At 75.0% G+C, this 16841-nt stretch carries 16 protein-coding genes; 8 read left to right on the forward strand and 8 right to left on the reverse strand.

What is annotated here, in order from left to right; all coding sequences use genetic code 11:
• Nucleotides 1-244: 244 nt before the first annotated feature.
• Nucleotides 245-1243 (forward strand): esterase/lipase family protein, encoded by a 999-nt coding sequence (locus ACVJO7_RS05625; protein ID WP_491672022.1) that lies wholly within the window; start codon nucleotides 245-247, stop codon nucleotides 1241-1243.
• A 311-nt stretch (nucleotides 1244-1554) separates the two neighbouring features.
• Nucleotides 1555-2397, forward strand: a complete 843-nt coding sequence (locus ACVJO7_RS05630; protein WP_491672023.1) for a M23 family metallopeptidase — start codon at nucleotides 1555-1557, stop codon at nucleotides 2395-2397.
• Nucleotides 2398-2403: 6 nt separating this feature from the next.
• Here the strand turns inward: ACVJO7_RS05630 and ACVJO7_RS05635 are convergent, their stop codons facing one another.
• Nucleotides 2404-2895 carry a hypothetical protein gene (locus ACVJO7_RS05635; protein ID WP_491672024.1) on the reverse strand — a complete coding sequence of 164 codons (492 nt, stop codon included), beginning with the start codon at nucleotides 2893-2895 and terminating at the stop codon, nucleotides 2404-2406.
• 157 nt (nucleotides 2896-3052) lie between these two features.
• Between ACVJO7_RS05635 and ACVJO7_RS05640 the strand changes: the two genes are divergently transcribed.
• Nucleotides 3053-3658 (forward strand): DUF1707 SHOCT-like domain-containing protein, encoded by a 606-nt coding sequence (locus tag ACVJO7_RS05640; protein WP_491672025.1) that lies wholly within the window; start codon nucleotides 3053-3055, stop codon nucleotides 3656-3658.
• Nucleotides 3659-3667: 9 nt separating this feature from the next.
• Here ACVJO7_RS05640 and ACVJO7_RS05645 read toward each other — a convergent pair whose 3' ends face one another.
• On the reverse strand, nucleotides 3668-6133 hold the full coding sequence (locus ACVJO7_RS05645) for a UvrD-helicase domain-containing protein (protein ID WP_491672026.1): 2466 nt from the start codon (nucleotides 6131-6133) through the stop codon (nucleotides 3668-3670).
• A gap of 265 nt (nucleotides 6134-6398) precedes the next feature.
• On the opposite strand from ACVJO7_RS05645, the gene ACVJO7_RS05650 reads away from it, so the two are divergent.
• Both ACVJO7_RS05650 and ACVJO7_RS05655 read left to right on the forward strand, forming a co-directional pair.
• Complete coding sequence (locus tag ACVJO7_RS05650; RefSeq protein WP_344029034.1) at nucleotides 6399-6704, forward strand: chorismate mutase; 306 nt, start codon at nucleotides 6399-6401, stop codon at nucleotides 6702-6704.
• A gap of 321 nt (nucleotides 6705-7025) precedes the next feature.
• Complete coding sequence (locus tag ACVJO7_RS05655; protein ID WP_491672027.1) at nucleotides 7026-8468, forward strand: hypothetical protein; 1443 nt, start codon at nucleotides 7026-7028, stop codon at nucleotides 8466-8468.
• 67 nt (nucleotides 8469-8535) lie between these two features.
• Here ACVJO7_RS05655 and ACVJO7_RS05660 read toward each other — a convergent pair whose 3' ends face one another.
• Both ACVJO7_RS05660 and ACVJO7_RS05665 read right to left on the reverse strand, forming a co-directional pair.
• Entirely contained in the window at nucleotides 8536-9210 is a 675-nt protein-coding gene (locus ACVJO7_RS05660; RefSeq protein WP_344029029.1) for a LuxR C-terminal-related transcriptional regulator, read from the reverse strand.
• Nucleotides 9207-10556: a PspC domain-containing protein gene (locus ACVJO7_RS05665; RefSeq protein ID WP_491672214.1), complete on the reverse strand. Its 1350-nt coding sequence runs from the start codon at nucleotides 10554-10556 to the stop codon at nucleotides 9207-9209. Before ACVJO7_RS05665 ends, ACVJO7_RS05660 begins: the two co-directional genes overlap by 4 nt.
• A gap of 228 nt (nucleotides 10557-10784) precedes the next feature.
• Between ACVJO7_RS05665 and ACVJO7_RS05670 the strand changes: the two genes are divergently transcribed.
• Both ACVJO7_RS05670 and ACVJO7_RS05675 read left to right on the forward strand, forming a co-directional pair.
• Nucleotides 10785-12062 (forward strand): PspC domain-containing protein, encoded by a 1278-nt coding sequence (locus ACVJO7_RS05670; RefSeq protein WP_491672028.1) that lies wholly within the window; start codon nucleotides 10785-10787, stop codon nucleotides 12060-12062.
• Nucleotides 12055-12285: a hypothetical protein gene (locus ACVJO7_RS05675; RefSeq protein ID WP_491672029.1), complete on the forward strand. Its 231-nt coding sequence runs from the start codon at nucleotides 12055-12057 to the stop codon at nucleotides 12283-12285. Before ACVJO7_RS05670 ends, ACVJO7_RS05675 begins: the two co-directional genes overlap by 8 nt.
• A 158-nt stretch (nucleotides 12286-12443) precedes the next feature.
• Here the strand turns inward: ACVJO7_RS05675 and guaA are convergent, their stop codons facing one another.
• On the reverse strand, nucleotides 12444-14006 hold the full coding sequence (gene guaA / locus ACVJO7_RS05680; RefSeq protein ID WP_491672030.1) for a glutamine-hydrolyzing GMP synthase: 1563 nt from the start codon (nucleotides 14004-14006) through the stop codon (nucleotides 12444-12446).
• Nucleotides 14007-14033: 27 nt separating this feature from the next.
• Nucleotides 14034-14792, reverse strand: a complete 759-nt coding sequence (locus ACVJO7_RS05685) for a TetR/AcrR family transcriptional regulator (protein ID WP_491672031.1) — start codon at nucleotides 14790-14792, stop codon at nucleotides 14034-14036.
• Nucleotides 14793-14859: 67 nt separating this feature from the next.
• Here ACVJO7_RS05685 and ACVJO7_RS05690 point away from each other — a divergent pair, with 67 nt between their 5' ends.
• The gene (locus ACVJO7_RS05690; protein WP_491672032.1) at nucleotides 14860-15162 is read left to right on the forward strand and encodes an ABC transporter permease; all 303 of its coding nucleotides are present in this window, start codon (nucleotides 14860-14862) and stop codon (nucleotides 15160-15162) included.
• A 3-nt stretch (nucleotides 15163-15165) separates the two neighbouring features.
• On the opposite strand, the gene ACVJO7_RS05695 is transcribed toward ACVJO7_RS05690, so the two are convergent.
• Both ACVJO7_RS05695 and ACVJO7_RS05700 read right to left on the reverse strand, forming a co-directional pair.
• Entirely contained in the window at nucleotides 15166-15600 is a 435-nt protein-coding gene (locus ACVJO7_RS05695) for a TroA family protein (RefSeq protein ID WP_344029008.1), read from the reverse strand.
• Between the two features lie 89 nt (nucleotides 15601-15689).
• Nucleotides 15690-16814 (reverse strand): GuaB3 family IMP dehydrogenase-related protein, encoded by a 1125-nt coding sequence (locus ACVJO7_RS05700; RefSeq protein WP_344029005.1) that lies wholly within the window; start codon nucleotides 16812-16814, stop codon nucleotides 15690-15692.
• Nucleotides 16815-16841 lie beyond the last annotated feature (27 nt).

Raw genomic sequence — 16841 nt, forward strand, 5'->3', positions numbered from 1 at the left:
CGCGACCGGCGCGGCCCGGCTTCTCCCGGGGGCGCCCCGCACAGGGGAGGCGGCAGCGGTCGCGGACGTCGGTCGTGCTGCGTCGGGGAGCCTAACCAGACCGGCCGCACCCGTCCTGACCTGGTCCTGGTGACTGCTGTCACCCCGCAAGAGCAGTCACCGATGACCGCGGGCGACCAACCCCGGTCAGCCCTGACCGTTTTGCCGTCTGGTTGCGGTGACGTTTCTGACCTATCGTTCGATCATGGCGACGGCGCTACCCGGATGGCGGCGCCTGCGCGCGGTGGCCGCCGGGGTCCCGTCCCTGGCCCTCGACCTCGGGCAGGCTGCCGGGTACGCGCTGCGCACCTTCACCTCGCCCGCCGGCCTGCGTGGCCTGGCCGTGGAGTGGGCCTGGCTCACCGCGCACGTGGCGCTCTACCCGGTCGGCCTGGCGGAGGAGACGGTCCGCCCGCACGGCCACTACCGCACCGACTCGCTGCCCCCGGTCAAGCGCAGCCTGGTGGTCGCCGACCCGGCCGCGGCGGGCACCCCGATCCTGCTGATCCACGGCATCATGGACAACCGTTCGGTGTTCACCGTCTTCGCCCATGAGCTCCGCCGCCGCGGGTTCGGTGTGGTGAACGCCATCAACTACAGCCTGCTCACCGGGGACCTGCGCAGTGCCGCGCACGAGCTGCACGGCCACGTCGAGCGGCTGCGCGAGGTGACCGGCTCGGAGAAGGTGCACATCGTCGGGCACTCGCTGGGCGGGGTGATCGCCCGCTACTACGTGCAGCGGATGGGCGGCGACGCGGTCGTCGACACCGTGGTCACCCTCGGCAGCCCGCACTCGGGCAGCAACCTGGCCCGGCTCGCGCCGACCGCGCTGTGCCGCCAGCTGCGACCCGGCTCGGACGTGCTGCGCGAGCTGACCGAGCCGGCACCCGGCTGCCGGACCCGGTTCCTGGTGGTCTGGTCGCGGATGGACGAGATCATCCTCCCGCAGCGCAACTCCCGGCTCCGCCATCCCGATCTCGACGTGCAGGAGCTGGGGCTCGACGACGTCGGTCACCTGTCGCTGCCGATCGACCGGCGGACGGTGCACTGGGTGGCGAGCACGCTGGCCCGCGGCGAGCAGGAGCGGCGCGAGCACGACCGGGTCCGCGACCGGCGGCTGCGCGGCTCGCTGCGCCCGGTCGGACGGCGCGATCCGGGTTCCGCCGAAGCGGTCACCGACCAGCGCGGCGCCCCCGCCTCCTGACGACGCCGGCGACGGCTCCCCGCACCGGCCCGACCGGTCGTCGATGATCTCCGACCGTCCGCAACCACCCGGTGGCACGCCGTTGCCACACCGCGACTCGCGGGTTACCGTCGCGTCGTCCACGTCACGGACCGATCACGGTGGTCGGCGCCCTCCCCGAACGGCGCCACCCCCCGATGGAGCCCCCACTCCGACGACCACCGGCGAACGGCCCGCGGCGCCATGAACACCCAGAAGGGCAGGTCTTGGCGCGCCACCGCTCCCCCAGCGGCGCCATCCGACCGGAGCTCCGGCCCGGCACGCTCCCCCGTGTGCCGGTCACCGCGGGCGGTCACCGGCTCCCGGCGCCACCGCCGACGATCTCGCGCACCCGTGTGACGGTCGCCGCCGCAGCCGGCGGTGCGCTGGTCGCGGCCGGGCAGACCGTGGCGGGCACCCTCGGCATCCCCGCACTGGCGGGTGCGCCGTCGGTGGAGGAGTCCTACGAGCGGATCGCCGCGTCGGCGATGCTCCCGGTGACCGCCGAGCCGGCCGCGGCGACCGCACCCGCGGTGACCTCGGCGATCGGCGGCGAGCAGCTGGCGGCCGCGTCGTCGGTGCCCGATCTGGCGCGGACGGCCGCGGTCGACGTGGAGAACCTGACCAAGGCCGCCCGGCTCGGTGAGCAGGCCGCCAAGGTCGAGCGCGCCCTGTCCACCGCGATGTCGCAGGGTGCCCCGAAGGCCGTCGTCTACGACGGCGAGCCGTTCGTGATGCCGACCTCGGGCCGGTTCACCTCCGGCTTCGGCGCCCGCTGGGGCGTGCAGCACTACGGGATCGACCTGGCCGCCCCGATCGGCACGCCGATCTTCGCGCTCACCGACGGCGTCGTCGAGGAGTCCGGGCCGGCCAGCGGGTTCGGTATGTGGGTCGTGCTCCGGCACCACGACGGCACCGCGACGGTCTACGGGCACATCAACCGCTCGCTGGTCGAGGTCGGTCAGCAGGTCCGGGCCGGCGAGGAGATCGCCGAGGTCGGCAACCGCGGCCAGTCCACCGGCCCGCACCTGCACCTGGAGGTGTGGGAGGCGGACGGCACCAAGACCGACCCGCGGCCGTGGCTCGCCGCGCGCGGCCTCGACATCAGCGGCGCCACCGGCAGCCGGGACGCCTGAGCCGGTTCAGGCCTTCGCCGACGCCCGGGGCGTCGTGCGCGGTGCGCCCAGCACCCGCGCCCGCCGCCAGACGATCTCGGCCTGGAACGCGACCATCACCGCGATCATCAGCAGGACCTCACCGAACCCGCCGTCGTCGCTGACCCCGGTGAGGTACGCGACGGTGCCCATCCCGAACTTCACCGCGACCAGCCCGAGGAACAGCCCGATCGTCAGTGGCGTGCCCCGGGACAGCACCCGCCCCTGCTCGGTCCGCCACACGCGCGTCCACCGGCCCCGTGCCAGACCGACCAGCACGCTGAGCAGGATCGAGCCGGCCAACAGTGACCACTCCGCGACGCCGTCGGGTCTGCTGAAGCCGCCCACCAGCAGCCCCACCACGCCGTAGACGATCGCGAGCGTGAACCGGGAACCCCCGACCACCTCGTGCTCCTGGCTCTGCCGGTAGATCGCGTAGCAGACCAGTACCAGCAACAGGACGATCTCGGTCGGTGTCATCGGGTCTCCCGGGACGGCGAGGCGGTTGCCCGGCGAGGGTGCGCGCCGCCCCGGGGCGCGCACACCGTCCGAAGGTCCCGGGCCGCGCGGAATCCCCAGAACTGTTGAGGCGGGTCCCGGCTTCCGCCGCCCCGACCGGACCCGACAGGATGTCGGGATGGGGGACGACTATCGGATCGGGGACGCCGAGCGGCGGGCGGTCGACGACCGGCTGCAACGCGCACACGGCGAGGGACGGCTGACGCTCGAGGAGTACGAGGAGCGGGCGGCGAAGGCGTGGGCCGCGCGGCACCACTCCGAGCTCACCGGTCTGACCGGCGACCTGCCGCCCGATCGTGCGCCCGCCCGCCGCGTGGACGCGACGCCGGCCCCGTCCCGGGCCCGCGAGATCGGCCTGGAGTGGGCGCGCACGGCGGGCGGGACGCTCACCACGATCGCGCTGGTCGCCGCCGCCCTGTGGGGCGGCTCGCACCTGCTCGGCGGGGACGACGGCACGGTCGTGTTCGGCAGCCGCACGGTCGGCGTCGCCGAGGACCGCGACCGGGTCGAGCTGGGGGTGCTGTTCGGCTCGGTCCGGGTCGTCGTGCCCGACGACGCGCGGGTGACCGTGGGCGGCTGGAAGGTGTTCGGCTCGGTGGACTGCGAGACCGCGTGCGCGACCACCGGCGGGCAGCCCGTCCGGGTGGACGTGTCCGGCGCGTTCGGCAGCACCGAGATCCTCACCCGCAGCGAGGCCGTCGCCGATCCGGACGACGACGACTGAGCCGCCCGGCTACAGCTTCTGCATCGGCACGCCGCCGATCAGCATCAGCCGGACGGTGCCGCCGCTGCCGAAGTCGATCGTCACCGTGGCCCGCGGCCCGGACCCGTCGGAGGCGACCACCGTGCCCAGGCCGTACTTGTCGTGGTTGACCCGGTCGCCGACGTCGAGCTGCAGGGACTGGTTGTTCAGGCTGCGCTCGGGGACCTTCCAGTCGCCGCGGTCGGAGCCGGAGCGGCGGCCGAAGCCGAACCGGCCGACCGGGGCGGACGGCCGCTCGGCCACCAGCTGCTCCTCGGTGCGCCGCCAGTCGACGAGCTCCGGCGGCACCTCGTCCAGGAAGCGGGACGCGGGATTGGTGCTCGGCTGCCCGAACGCGGACCGGACGATCGCCCGGGAGAGGTAGAGCCGCTGCTCGGCGCGGGTGATGCCGACGTAGGCGAGCCGGCGCTCCTCGGCGAGCTCCTTCGGGTCGCCGAGGGTGCGCAGGTGCGGGAAGATCCCGTCCTCCCAGCCGGTCAGGAACACCACCGGGAACTCCAGGCCCTTCGCCGTGTGCAGGGTCATCAGGGTGACCAGACCGGAGTCGTCGTCCGGGATGGAGTCGGCGTCGGCGACCAGCGCGACCCGCTCCAGGAACGCGGCCAGCGAACCCGGCTCGGGGACGCCGGCGGCGATGTCGTCGTCGGCACCCGGCCCGTCGGTGGCCGGGCGGTCGGTGGCCGGGCCGTCGGTGGCCGGGCCGTCGGTGGCCGGTGCGGCCCCGGCGTCCGGATCGGTCGACAGCGCCGCCAGGTCGGCCACCGCCGCGTCCCCGGCGAACTCGCGGGCGACGGTGACCAGCTCGGCGAGGTTGTCCATCCGGGTGCCGTCCTGCGGGTCCTCGGAGGCCTGCAGCTCCTCCAGGTACCCGGTGCGCCCGTAGACGGCCTCCAGGATCTCGGCGGTGTCGTCGCCGCGCTCGACCAGCTCGCCCAGCTCGTCGAGCATCCGGACGAACCCGGCGATGTTGCGCTGCGACCGGGTGGCCAGCGCGGGCAGCCGCTCCGGCTGCTCGGCCGCGGTGCGCAGCGCGCGGGCGAACGAGGTGCGCTCCCGCTCGGCGTACTCGGCGACGACCGCCTCGGCCCGGTCGCCGATGCCGCGCTTGGGCACGTTCAGGATGCGGCGCAGGCTGACCGTGTCCTCCGGGTTGGAGAGCACCCGCAGGTAGGCCAGCGCGTCCCGGATCTCGCGCCGCTCGTAGAAGCGCACGCCGCCGACGACCCGGTAGGGCAGCCCGACCCGGAGGAAGACGTCCTCGAAGACCCGGGACTGGTTGTTGGTCCGGTAGAACACGGCGATGTCGGAGTTGCGGTACTCGCCGGAGTCGACCAGCCGGTCGATCTCGCGGGCGACGAACGACGCCTCGTCGTGCTCGTTGTCGGCGACGTAGCCGACCAGCTTCTCGCCGTCGCCCGCGTCCGACCACAGCCGCTTGTCGCGGCGCTCGGTGTTCCGCGCGATGACCCGGTTGGCCGCGGTGAGGATGGTCTGGGTGGAGCGGTAGTTCTGCTCGAGCAGGATGGTCCGCGCGTCCGGGAAGTCCTGCTCGAACTCGACGATGTTGCGAATGTTCGCGCCGCGGAAGGCGTAGATCGACTGGTCCGAGTCGCCGACCACGCACAGCTCGGCCGGGGCGGCCTGCGCCGTCGCGGGCAGCACCAGCTGGCGGACCAGCTCGTACTGCGCGTGGTTGGTGTCCTGGTACTCGTCGACCAGCACGTGCCGGAACCGGCGCCGGTAGTACTCGGCGACGGCGGGCATCCGGTCCAGCAGCGAGACCGTCTCCATGATCAGGTCGTCGAAGTCGAACGCGTTCGCCTGGCGGAGCCGCGCCTGGTAGACGCCGTACACCTCGGCCACCCGGCGCTCGTGGTCGTTCGCCGCGCGCTCGGCCGCGTCGTCCGGCGAGAGCAGCTCGTTCTTCAGGTTCGAGATCTGCGCGGCCAGCGCCCGCGGGGCGTACTTCTTCGGGTCCAGCTCCAGGTCCCGGCCGACGATGCCGACCAGCCGGCGGGTGTCGTCCGCGTCGTACACCGAGAAGGCGCTGCGCACCCCCAGGTGCTTGGCCTCCCGGCGCAGGATCCGCACGCACATCGAGTGGAACGTCGACACCCACATCGGGCCGGACCGGCGGCCGACCAGCGCGTCGACCCGCTCCTTCATCTCGGCCGCTGCCTTGTTCGTGAAGGTGATCGACATGATCTCGCCGGGGTGCACGCCGCGCTCGGCGAGCAGCCAGCCGATCCGGTGGGTGAGCACCCGGGTCTTGCCGGAGCCGGCACCGGCCACGATGAGCAGCGGCGATCCCGCGTGCGTGACCGCCTCTCGCTGCCGGTCGTTGAGACCCTCCAGCAGCTGGCGGCCGCGCGAGGTCTTCGGCTCGGCGGCGGACCCGCCCTGGCTGGTTCCGGGGAGTTCGAACAGCGCACTCATCGTGTCGAACACGGTACGCCGGGGGTCCGACACTCCCGAACCCGCGGCCGTCATCGCGCCGGGTGGTCTACACTTCCGCGCGTGCGCAACGTGTACGTCGGCGGGCGATTTCGCCACGGGTCCCGGACCCGGGTACCCGCTGCGCCCACCGCGCCCACCGTCTGAGCGCAGAGCCACCAGCACGCCCCGGAGTCCGCGGACCCGGGGCGTTCGCGCGTCCCCGGTCCCCGGGCCCGAGCACCCGACCGACCGAGACGAGGAGCCCATGCCCGCCACCGACCCCCGCCCGCACGGCACCCGCACCGACTCCGTCCCCACCGCCGCGGACGACGAGATCGACGCGCTGCGCGCCGAGATCGACCGGCTGGACGCCGAGATCCTGGACGCGATCCTGCGGCGCACCGAGGTCTCGAAGCGGATCGGCGCCGCCCGGATGGCGGCCGGCGGCCCACGGATCGTCTACAGCCGCGAGATGGCCGTGCTGGACCGGTTCGACGCGCTCGGGTCCGAGGGCCGGGAGCTGGCGATGATGCTGCTGCGCCTCGGCCGCGGCCGGCTCGGCGGGCGCTGAACCGGCCCCCGTCCCGCCGCGGCGTGCGGCACACGGCGTCTCGGCGGATCAGATCACAACCGTTCGCCGATTCGCCCGGCGTGCCCGCTGCGTGACCGATTCCGAAGGCGACGGGTGACCGACCTGGGACTTCCGACCCTGGTGCGTCACACACAGGTTGCCTGTGACGCCAACGAGCAGGACGAGCGGTTGGATACGCCCGATGAACGGGAATCACCCTAAAGGGGTACCTGCGACGAGCGGAGGGTCACCACTTGGGACGGGGCGGCTCATCCGGTACATCTTCCCTGGTCGAAATGACCCGAAGGAGGACGTGCGGCCGTGACCGACACCCCCGCCGGTGCCCCGCTCCCCGGCGCCCAGGGCGGCGCCTCCGGGCCCCGTGAGGTAGTGAGCGTCGCCGAACTGCTGGCCAGGCACACGGCAGGCGCGCGCGAGTCCCGGCACGAGACCGGTCCGCTGACCGGCCCCGTGCTGTCCGTGGGCGACCTGCTGCGCCGGGAGGGCCGCGCGCCGGTCCCCGCCGCGGCCGCCGACGTCCCCGCCGCCGGTGCGCCCGGCGGCTGGCCCGACATCGACCTGCCGCAGCCGCGCTCCGCGGCCGTCGCGGCCCAGGAGTGGGCCAACCGGCCCGCGGCCGGCCGCCGGCGGGCGGGTGCCGTCGCCGGTGCCCTGGTCGCCGCGGGTTCGGTGCTCGGCGCCGCCATCTACAACGGCGCCGCGTCGCATCCGTCGGACGCCCAGGCCGCCGCGGACGGGCTGTTCCCCGGCGTCGGGCTGCCGGCGAGCGCCCAGACCGACGGCCTGCCCGGCCAGTACCTGGCCGCGAACGTGGCGCTGCAGTCGACGCTGGAGACCCTCCCGGCGACCGCGCCCGGCGCGACCGACTGGATGGAGGTCGCGTTCCCGCAGCAGGCGGCCGGGTCCACCGCCGCGGCCACGGTGCGCCAGGTCTCCACCGGCTCCGGCCCGAGCGCCGCCGCCGCGGTGCCGGTGCAGCGCGCCCCGGAACAGGGCGGTCAGGGTGGCGGGCTGCTGCCCGGGATCCTCTCGCCCGCCCCGTCCGCGCCGGGCACCCCGGGCACCCCGGGCACCGGGACCGGTTCGACCGCCACCGGCTCGCCGATCGGCGGGGTCCCGCTGGTCGCGGCGCTCAACAACCCGTCCCGCCCGCCCGCGACGAACCTGATCGAGCCGGTCACCGCGCCCGGCCCGGCGCAGGGCGGCACCAGCACCGGCCCGCTGCAGGACATCACCGAGGCCACCCGCCCGGTCGGGTCCACGGTCGGCGGCGTGGTCGCGCCGGTCGCCCGGGCCGCGGCACCGGTCGGCGAGACCCTCGGCGGCACCCTCAGCCCGGTCACCTCGGCCGTCACCCCGGTGACCGAGGCGGTGCAGCCGCTGACGAAGCCGCTCACCGACACCGTGGAGCCGGTCACCACCCCCGTCCTGGGGGCGCTCTCCCCGGTCACCGAGCCGGTGCTGAGCGCGACCGAGCCGCTCACCGGTCCGGTGCTGAAGGCCGCCGCCCCGGTGACCGGCCTGCTGGACACCTCCGCGGAGCGGGACTCCGGCGACGGCGGGTCCTCCGACGACGGGGGCAGCGAGCCCACCCAGCCGCTGCAGGCCGTCACGAAGCCGGTCGGCCAGACCCTGGGCGCGGTGACCGAGCCGGTCGGCGGCGTGCTGTCCGGTGTCACCGAGCCGGTCGGCGGCGCGCTCGGCGGCGTGACGAAGGGCGTCGGCTCGCTGCTCGGCGGCTGAGCACGACCCGTACCCCGAACGGCCCCGGACCAGCTGGTCCGGGGCCGTCGGTGTCACGGCGTCCGGATCAGACCAGCCTGCGGTCGGTCGCCCAGCGCGACAGCTCGTGCCGGTTCGACGTCTGGGTCTTGCGCAGCACGCTCGACACGTGCGTCTCGACCGTCTTCACCGAGATGAACAGCTCCCCGGCGATCTCCTTGTAGGCGTAGCCCCTGGCCAGCAGGCGCAGCACGTCCCGCTCGCGCTTGGTGAGCTGGTCGACCTCCGGATCGACCGGCGGGGCGGCGCCCGGGCGGTCGGAGAAGGCGTCCAGCACGAACCCGGCGAGCCGCGGCGAGAAGACCGCGTCCCCGGCCCGGACCCGGCGCACCGCGTCCGACAGGTCCCGGCCGGAGATCGTCTTGGTGACGTAGCCGCGGGCGCCTGCCCGGATCACGCTGATCACGTCCTCGGCCGCGTCGGACACCGACAGCGCGAGGAACACCGACTCGGTGCCCGCCGCCCGGGTCCGGCGCAGGATCTCCGCGCCGCCCCCGCCGGGCAGGTGCACGTCGAGCAGCACCACGTCCGGGGCCAGGTGCCCGACGCCGGCCACCGCCTCGTCCACCGATCCGGCCTCGCCGATCACCTCGACCACCGGTGTGCCGCCGTCGCCGCGGTCCAGCTCGGCGCGCACCCCGGACCGGAACAGCGCGTGGTCGTCGACCAGGTAGACCCGGATCGGATCGCCGTCGTCGCTCATGCCGTCTCCTTCTCCCCCAGCGGCATCGACAGCCGCACCTCCGTACCCGAGCCCGCGCCGGTCCGGATCCGGACCGTACCGCCGTGCCGGCGCATCCGTTCGTGCACCGAGTCGGCGAGGCCGTGCCGGTCGCCGTCCACCGCGTCCGGGTCGAAGCCGCGCCCGCGGTCCCGGACGAACACCTCGGCGGTGCCTGCGGCGCCGTCCTCGCCGGGTTCGACCTCCACGTAGACGTCCACCTCCGAACATCCGGAGTGCTTCGCCGCGTTCACCATCGCCTCGCGGGCCGCGAGCACCAGCGCCCGCAGGTCGCCGTCCAGCTCGGCGTCACCGACCAGGACCGGGCCGACCGTGACCGCGTAGGTGTCCTCGACCTCGCCGGCGACCCGGGTGATCGCCGCGGACAGCGTCGTCTCGGTCGCCGCGGCGCTGCCGTCACCGCCCCGCGCCCGGCCGCCCGGCCCGTACAGCCACGCCCGCAGCTCCCGTTCCTGCCCGCGGGCCAGCCGCTGCACCTCGCGGGAGTCGCCGGCCTGCCGCTGGATCAGGGCGAGCGTCTGCAGCACCGAGTCGTGCAGGTGCGCCGCGATCTCCACCCGTTCCGCCTCCACGGCGCGGGCCTGCCGCTCCTCCCCGAGGTCCCGGACCAGCCGCACCCACCACGGCACGGTCAGCACCGCGACGCCGAGCAGCGTGGCGAGCGCGGCCAGGATCCCGAACCGGACCTGGCCGAGATCGAGGTTGCCGACCAGGAACACCGCCAGCCCGGTCAGCACCAGGGCGGCGCCGAGCAGCGTGCGCAGCAGCGCCGCCCGCCCGCCGACGACCCGGCTGCGGGCGTCGCGCGCCCACCGCCTGCGCTGCGCCTCGTCGGCCTCCCGCCAGACGACGGCGGCACCCACCGTCGCGAGCCCGAGCGGCCCGGCGATCCAGCCGAGCACCGACGAGCCGGAGGTCGCCGCGACCAGGGACAGGCCGAGACCGAGGGTGAGCAGCCCGGCCGCCTGCAGCCGCTCGGAGCGGGTCACCGTGCGCTCGACCGGATCGTCCTCCTGCCGGACGAACACCCACAGCAGGCCGTAGGCCAGTACTCCGGCCCAGCCCAGGAAGGTCAGGACGACGAACGCCGCCCGGACCCACCGCACGTCCACACCCACGTGGTCGGCGAGACCGCCCGCGACGCCGCCGAGCAGCCGCCCGGTGCGCCGCCGGGTGAGCGGGGCCGCGGGCCGGGTGGCCGGGCCCGGCACGGTCGTCGCCGCGCCCGGGGCCGGCACGGTCGTCGCCGCGCCCGGGTCCGCCTGGTCCGACGGCGCAGCCTGGTCCGACGGCGCAGCCTGGTCCAGCGGCGCAGCCTGGGTCCCGGGCGGCTCCGGGGACGTTCCCGGCTGCTCCCCGGGCACCACGTCCGGTTCGCGCGCGACGGTCGCGGGCGGGCTCCCGGTGCGCGGGTTCGGGCTGTTCACCCCTCCATCGTCACACGCGCCGCGCCCCGGGCCCTCCGGTCCGGTTCCGGGGTCCCCTCGGGGTTGTCCCGGAGACCCCGGGTCCCCGGGGCGGGCAGAGTGACCTGCATGAGCGGATCGGGGGCCCCGGGGACGGGGGTGCAGGCGACAGACACCCTGCGCGACATGTGGGAGTCACGGCCACTGCGGCCGCGCGACGACCGGAAGCTGGCCGGCGTCGCCGCGGCGCTGGCCCGGCGCTACGAGCTGGATCCGACGCTGGTGCGGGTCGGCTTCGTCGTCGCGGCGATCGCCGGCCCGGGACTGCCGCTGTACCTCGCCGGGTGCGCGGTGCTGCCGGATGCGGGGCGGCCGGGGGGCCCGCCACCGCAGCGCGGCGGATCGACCTCCGCGCTCGCCGCGGTGCTGCTGACGATCGCGGCGCTGCTGGCGATCCCGCTGGTGATGCCGGTGGACCGGCTGATCGCGACGATCGTCACGCTGGGCCTGCTGGTCGCGGTGCACGTGACCCGCGGGGGGCGCCCGGGCGGCCGGACCGCCGCGCTCACCCCGACGCCGCCGGTGCCCTGGGCCGCACCGGACGGGACGACCGCCGCGATCCCGGCCCGGGATCCGGGCCGGCCGGGTACGCCGCCGGTCGCGCCGCCGGAGCCGGAGCGCGCGCCGCCGGCGTGGGACCCGCTCGGCGTCGCACCGTTCGCCTGGGACCTCCCCGAGCCGGGCCCCGAACCGGCGCCGCCACCCCGGCCGCGCTCCAGGGTGACCCCGGTGACCCTCGCCGTCGCGCTGGTCACCGCGGGCATGGTCGGCGTCGTGGTGCTGGCCGCACCCGGCGCACTACCCGCCTCCGCGGTCCCCGGTGCGGCACTCGCCGTCGTCGGGATCGGGTTGCTGGTGGGTGCGTTCCGGCGGGCCGGCCGCTGGCTGATCCCGTTCGCGGTGCTGCTCGCGATCGTGACCTGGCTGGCGACCCTGCTGAACGGTGCGCTGGGCCCGGACGGGTGGGCGGTCCGCGGCGGGATGGGCCCGATGATGGACGCCCCGGCGACGGTGGCCCAGCTGGCGCCGGAGTACCGGCGCGGCACCGGCAGCATCGAACTAGACCTGACCCGGCTCGACCTCACCGCGGCCCCCGGCGCCGAGGGCCCGGTGTCCACCCGGGCCGAGGTGGGTGCCGGGGCGGTGATCGTCCGCGTCCCGCAGGACGCCGATCTCGTCGTGCGCAGCTCGGCCGGATGGGGCGACGTGACCGTCGACGGCCAGTCCCGGGCCGGGCAGGACGCCCGGCTCGACGTCACCGATCCCGGGCCGGACGGTCCCGGCGGACGGGTACTGGAGCTCGACCTGCGGGCCGAGATGGGAGCGGTGGAGGTGCAGCGTGGCTGAGCAGGGCGGTACCGGCCGGGACGGCCGTGCGCGGACCCGGCCGGATCCGGTCGGGCTGGTTGCGGGCCTGCTGTCGCTGCTGGTCGCGGCGGCCGGGATCACCGGGACGGGCCCGTGGGAGCTCGTCGACATCCGCTGGCTGCTGGCCGGGACCGCGGTCGTGGCCGGGATCGCATTCCTGGTGGCGAGTGTGCGTAACTCCCGGGCGGCCATGGACGACTAAGGGAGAGACGACGGGTGCCGGCGGGCTGGGGAGCCTCGCCGACGTCCGTTCCACCTGCGAGGTCGCGGCTCCGACGGGGGTCGAGCGCCGCTCGACCCGGGTGGGCCGGGGCGGGGCCGGACTGACCGGCTCCGCCCCGCATCACGTCGGCCCGGGGCTCACTCCCACTCGATGGTGCCCGGGGGCTTGCTCGTCACGTCGAGCACCACCCGGTTCACCTCGGACACCTCGTTGGTGATCCGGGTGGAGATCCGCTCCAGCACCTCGTAGGGCAGCCGGGTCCAGTCCGCGGTCATCGCGTCCTCGGAGCTGACCGGGCGGAGCACGATCGGGTGCCCGTAGGTGCGGCCGTCGCCCTGCACGCCGACGCTGCGGACGTCGGCCAGCAGCACCACCGGGCACTGCCAGATCTCCCGATCCAGACCGGCCGCAGTGAGCTCGTCGCGGGCGATCGCGTCGGCGGCGCGCAGCGTCTCCAGCCCGTCGTGGGTGACCTCGCCGATGATCCGGATGCCCAGGCCGGGGCCGGGGAACGGCTGCCGGGCGACGATCACCTCGGGCAGCCCGAGCTCGGCGCCGACCTTGCGGACCTCGTCCTTGAACAGCGCGCGCAGCGGCTCGATCAGGGCGAACTCGATGTCGTCGGGAAGCCCGCCGACGTTGTGGTGACTCTTGATCGTCGCGGTGTTGTTGCCCGAGCCGTCCACCCCGCCCGACTCGACGACGTCCGGGTAGAGCGTGCCCTGCACCAGGAAGTCGACCTTCTCCTCGGCCAGCACCTCGGCGGTGGCGGCCTCGAAGACCCGGATGAACTCCCGGCCGATGATCTTGCGCTTCTCCTCCGGGTCGGTGACCCCGGCGAGCGCGGCGAGGAAGCGGTCGGCCGCGTCGACGGTGTGCAGCTTCGCCCCGGTGGCGGCGACGAAGTCCGACTCGACCTGCTCGCGCTCGCCGGCGCGAAGCAGCCCGTGGTCGACGAACACACAGGTCAGCCGGTCGCCGATGGCCCGCTGGACGATCGCGGCGGCGACCGCGGAGTCGACCCCGCCGGACAGCGCGCAGATCGCCCGGCCGTCGCCGACCTGGGCCCGGACCGCCTCGACGGTCTCGTCGATGATCGACGCCGTGGTCCAGCCCGGGGTGATGCCGGCGACCTCGTGCAGGAACCGGCGCAGCACCTCCTGGCCGTGCGGCGAGTGGCCGACCTCCGGGTGGTACTGCACGCCGGCCAGCCGGCGGCCGGTGTCCTCGAAGGCGGCGACCGCGACCCGGTCCGACGACGCGGTCACGGTGAAGCCCTCGGGCGCGGCGGTCACCGAGTCGCCGTGGCTCATCCAGACCGGGTGCCGGGCGGGCAGGCCGTCGTGCAGCACGCCCGGCGAACCGGACAGCGTGACCTCGGTGCGGCCGTACTCGCGGGTGCCGTCGTGCGCGACCTCGCCGCCGAGCGCGCGGGCCATCGCCTGGAAGCCGTAGCACATGCCGAACACCGGGATGCCGGTGTCGAACAGCGCCGGATCGAGCGCCGGGGCGCCCTCGGCGTAGACGCTCGCCGGGCCGCCGGAGAGGATCACGGCGGCGGGCTCGCGGGCGACGATCTCGGAGACGGGGGTGGACGCCGGGACGATCTCGGAGTACACGTCGGCCTCCCGCACCCGCCGGGCGATGAGCTGCGCGTACTGGGCGCCGTAGTCCACGACGAGGACGGTCGGGGTCTGCACGCGTCAAGGGTAACGACGCGATCCGGGTCACCCGGGCCCCGGACCACCCGCCAGCCGCTCGATCCCGTCCAGGATGAGTTCCAGGCCGAACTCCCAGTCCCCGTCCGGGTTGTCGGCGTCGAACCCGCCGGCGTTCCAGAGCCGCAGCATCGACGGGAACCGCTGCTCGCTGAAGTAGGTCCCCCAGAACCCGGCCCGGGCCGCGTAGTAGTCGTCCTGGGTGACCCCGGTGCGCGCCGCGACACTGGTGTCGGTGATCTCGGCCCGGGCGGCGCCGAACACGTGCGACTCGATCAGCCCGGCCGCGCGGACCACGGTGACCGCGTCCAGCCCGGTCAGCAGGAGGACCCGGTAGAGGTCCTCCTGGGCGTCCAGCACGTGCGGTCCCAACGGCATCCGCCACAGGTTGGAGCTGATCAGCCAGGGATGCGCGCGGTACATCCGCCACGCCTCGTGGGCGTGGAACGCGGCCTGCCCGCGCCACGGCAGCTCCCGGTCCGGGAGCTCCCGCATCCGCCACGCCCGGTCGACCATCAGCTCGAACAGCTCGTCCCGGCCGGGGACGTAGGTGTAGAGGCTCATCGTCCCGACGCCCAGCTCCTGGGCGACCTTGCGCATGGACAGCTCGTCCACCGAGCGCGCGGCCACCGCCATCCCGGCGTCGAGCACCTGGTCCAGGGTCAGCCGCTGACGCGGCCCGCGGCGCGGGGCCGGCGGCGGGTCCCACAGCAGCTCGATCATCGCCTGCCCGGCGGTGGTCCCGGCGGGCAGCTGGTCGTCGGTCACGAATTCTCCCTGGCGTGATCTTTCCGTACGGCGTACTCTAACGACCCATTACTCAGTACGGCATACGATGAAGGAGCTGACCTCGCTGGTCGTGCAGGCCGCGATCATCACCCTGGTGGCGGTCCAGCAGTCGCTGCTGTTCCCGCTGCTGATCCTGTCCGGGATGATGCTGCCGCTGGAGACCGGCCCGGAGTGGATGCGGGTCGCGTCGGTGGTGAACCCGCTCACCTGGATCGTGGACGCCGAGCGGGTGCTGTTCGCCGGGACGTTCGCCGATCCGGCGGTGCTGTGGGGCCTGCTCCCCGCGGTGGCGACGATGGCGGTCGGGCTGACCGTCGGCGTCCGGTCGATCCGGGGCGCCACCGCCTGATCGTCAGTCCTCGTGCCGCCCGCGGGAGCGGTGCGGGGGCGGGTTCACCGCGCCCAGCAGGGCGCGCAGGTCGGCGGCGGAGGCGGCGCGGCGGGCCAGGTCGACCGCGATGACCGGGGCGATCTGCCGCAGCCGGCCGAGCACGGCCGGATCGGCGAGATCGTGCCTGCCGTCGCCGAGCCCGGTGACGATCGCGTCCGGCCGCAGCGCGGCGACGGCCTGCGGATCGGGTGCGCGCTCGGCGCCGACCGGCTCCGCGCCGTCCAGCGGGCCTGCGCAGCCGACCACCCGGGCGCCCAGCTCGGCCAGCAGCGCACCGACCTCCGGATCCGTCGCCACCACCCGCTGCACTGGTCCGCGCAGCGGCACCGGGGTGCCGGTGGCGTCGACGAACGCGCGGCCGCCGCCCATGGCGGATCCGGCGGTGGGTCGGCTCATCGGGTCCTCCTCGACCTGCGGGACGGCTCTGCCGACCATCATGCACCGGCGCGCCGGACCGGGAGCCGTCCCCGGGCCGGGGTGGTCGGTCAGGCCCGCAGGTTCAGCCCGACCCGCTGGAACTCCTTGAGGTCCGAGTAGCCGGTCTTGGCCATCGCCCGGCGCAGCGCACCGAACAGGTTGGTGGTGCCGTACGGGCTGTCGGTCGGGCCGAACAGCACCTGGTCCAGCGTCCGCCCGGACCGGCCCAGGCCGGTCACCTCGGAGCGCGGCAGCGACGGGTGCGCCGCCGACGAGGTCCAGTACAGGCCGCCGGCGGGCGCCTCGGCGGCCTCGGCCAGCTGCTCGCCGAGCATCACCGCGTCCGCGCCGCAGGCCACGGCGCGGGCGATGTCGCCGGAGGTGCCGATGCCGCCGTCGGCGATCACGTGCACGTAGCGGCCGCCGGTCTCGTCGAGGTAGTCGCGGCGGGCGGCGGCGGCGTCGACGATCGCGGTCGCCATCGGCACGCCCACGCCCAGCACCTCGTCGGTGGTGGTGGCGGTGGACTGCCCGTAGCCGACGATCACGCCGGCCGCGCCGGTGCGCATCAGGTGCAGCGCGGTGCGGTAGTCACCGACCCCGCCGGCGACGACCGGGACGTCGAGGTCGGCGATGAAGTCCTTCAGGTTCAGCGGCTCGCCGTCGGAGACGTGCTCGGCCGAGACGATGGTGCCCTGCACGATGAGCACCTCGACGCCGGCGGCGAGCAGCGCCGGGGTCAGCTCGCGGGCCCGCTGCGGGCTGACCCGGGCCGCGACGGTGTGCGCACCGTCGCGCAGCGGGCGCAGCGCCTCGGCGATCAGGTCCTCGCGGATCGGCGCCTGGTGCAGCTCCTGCAGCAGCGCGAGGGCGGTGTCCGGCTCGTCGCCGGTGGCCGCCTCGACCACCTTCGCCAGTGCGCCCTCGGCGTCGCCGTGCCGGGCCCACAGGCCCTCGGCGTTGAGCACCGCCAGGCCGCCCAGCTCGCTGACCCGCACCGCCGACGACGGTGAGACCACCGCGTCGGTCGGGTGGGTCACCAGCGGGATGTCGAACCGGTAGGCATCCAGCTGCCAGGCCGTCGACACCGCCTTCGAGCTGCGGGTCCGCCGCGACGGCACGATCTCGATCTGGCCGAGGTCGTAGGCACGACGGGCCTCCCGGCCCATCCCGATCTCCACGAGGTCACGCACGAGCACACCCTAGGCGGCGCTCCCGCG

The organism is Pseudonocardia sp. DxW, from assembly GCF_058448985.1.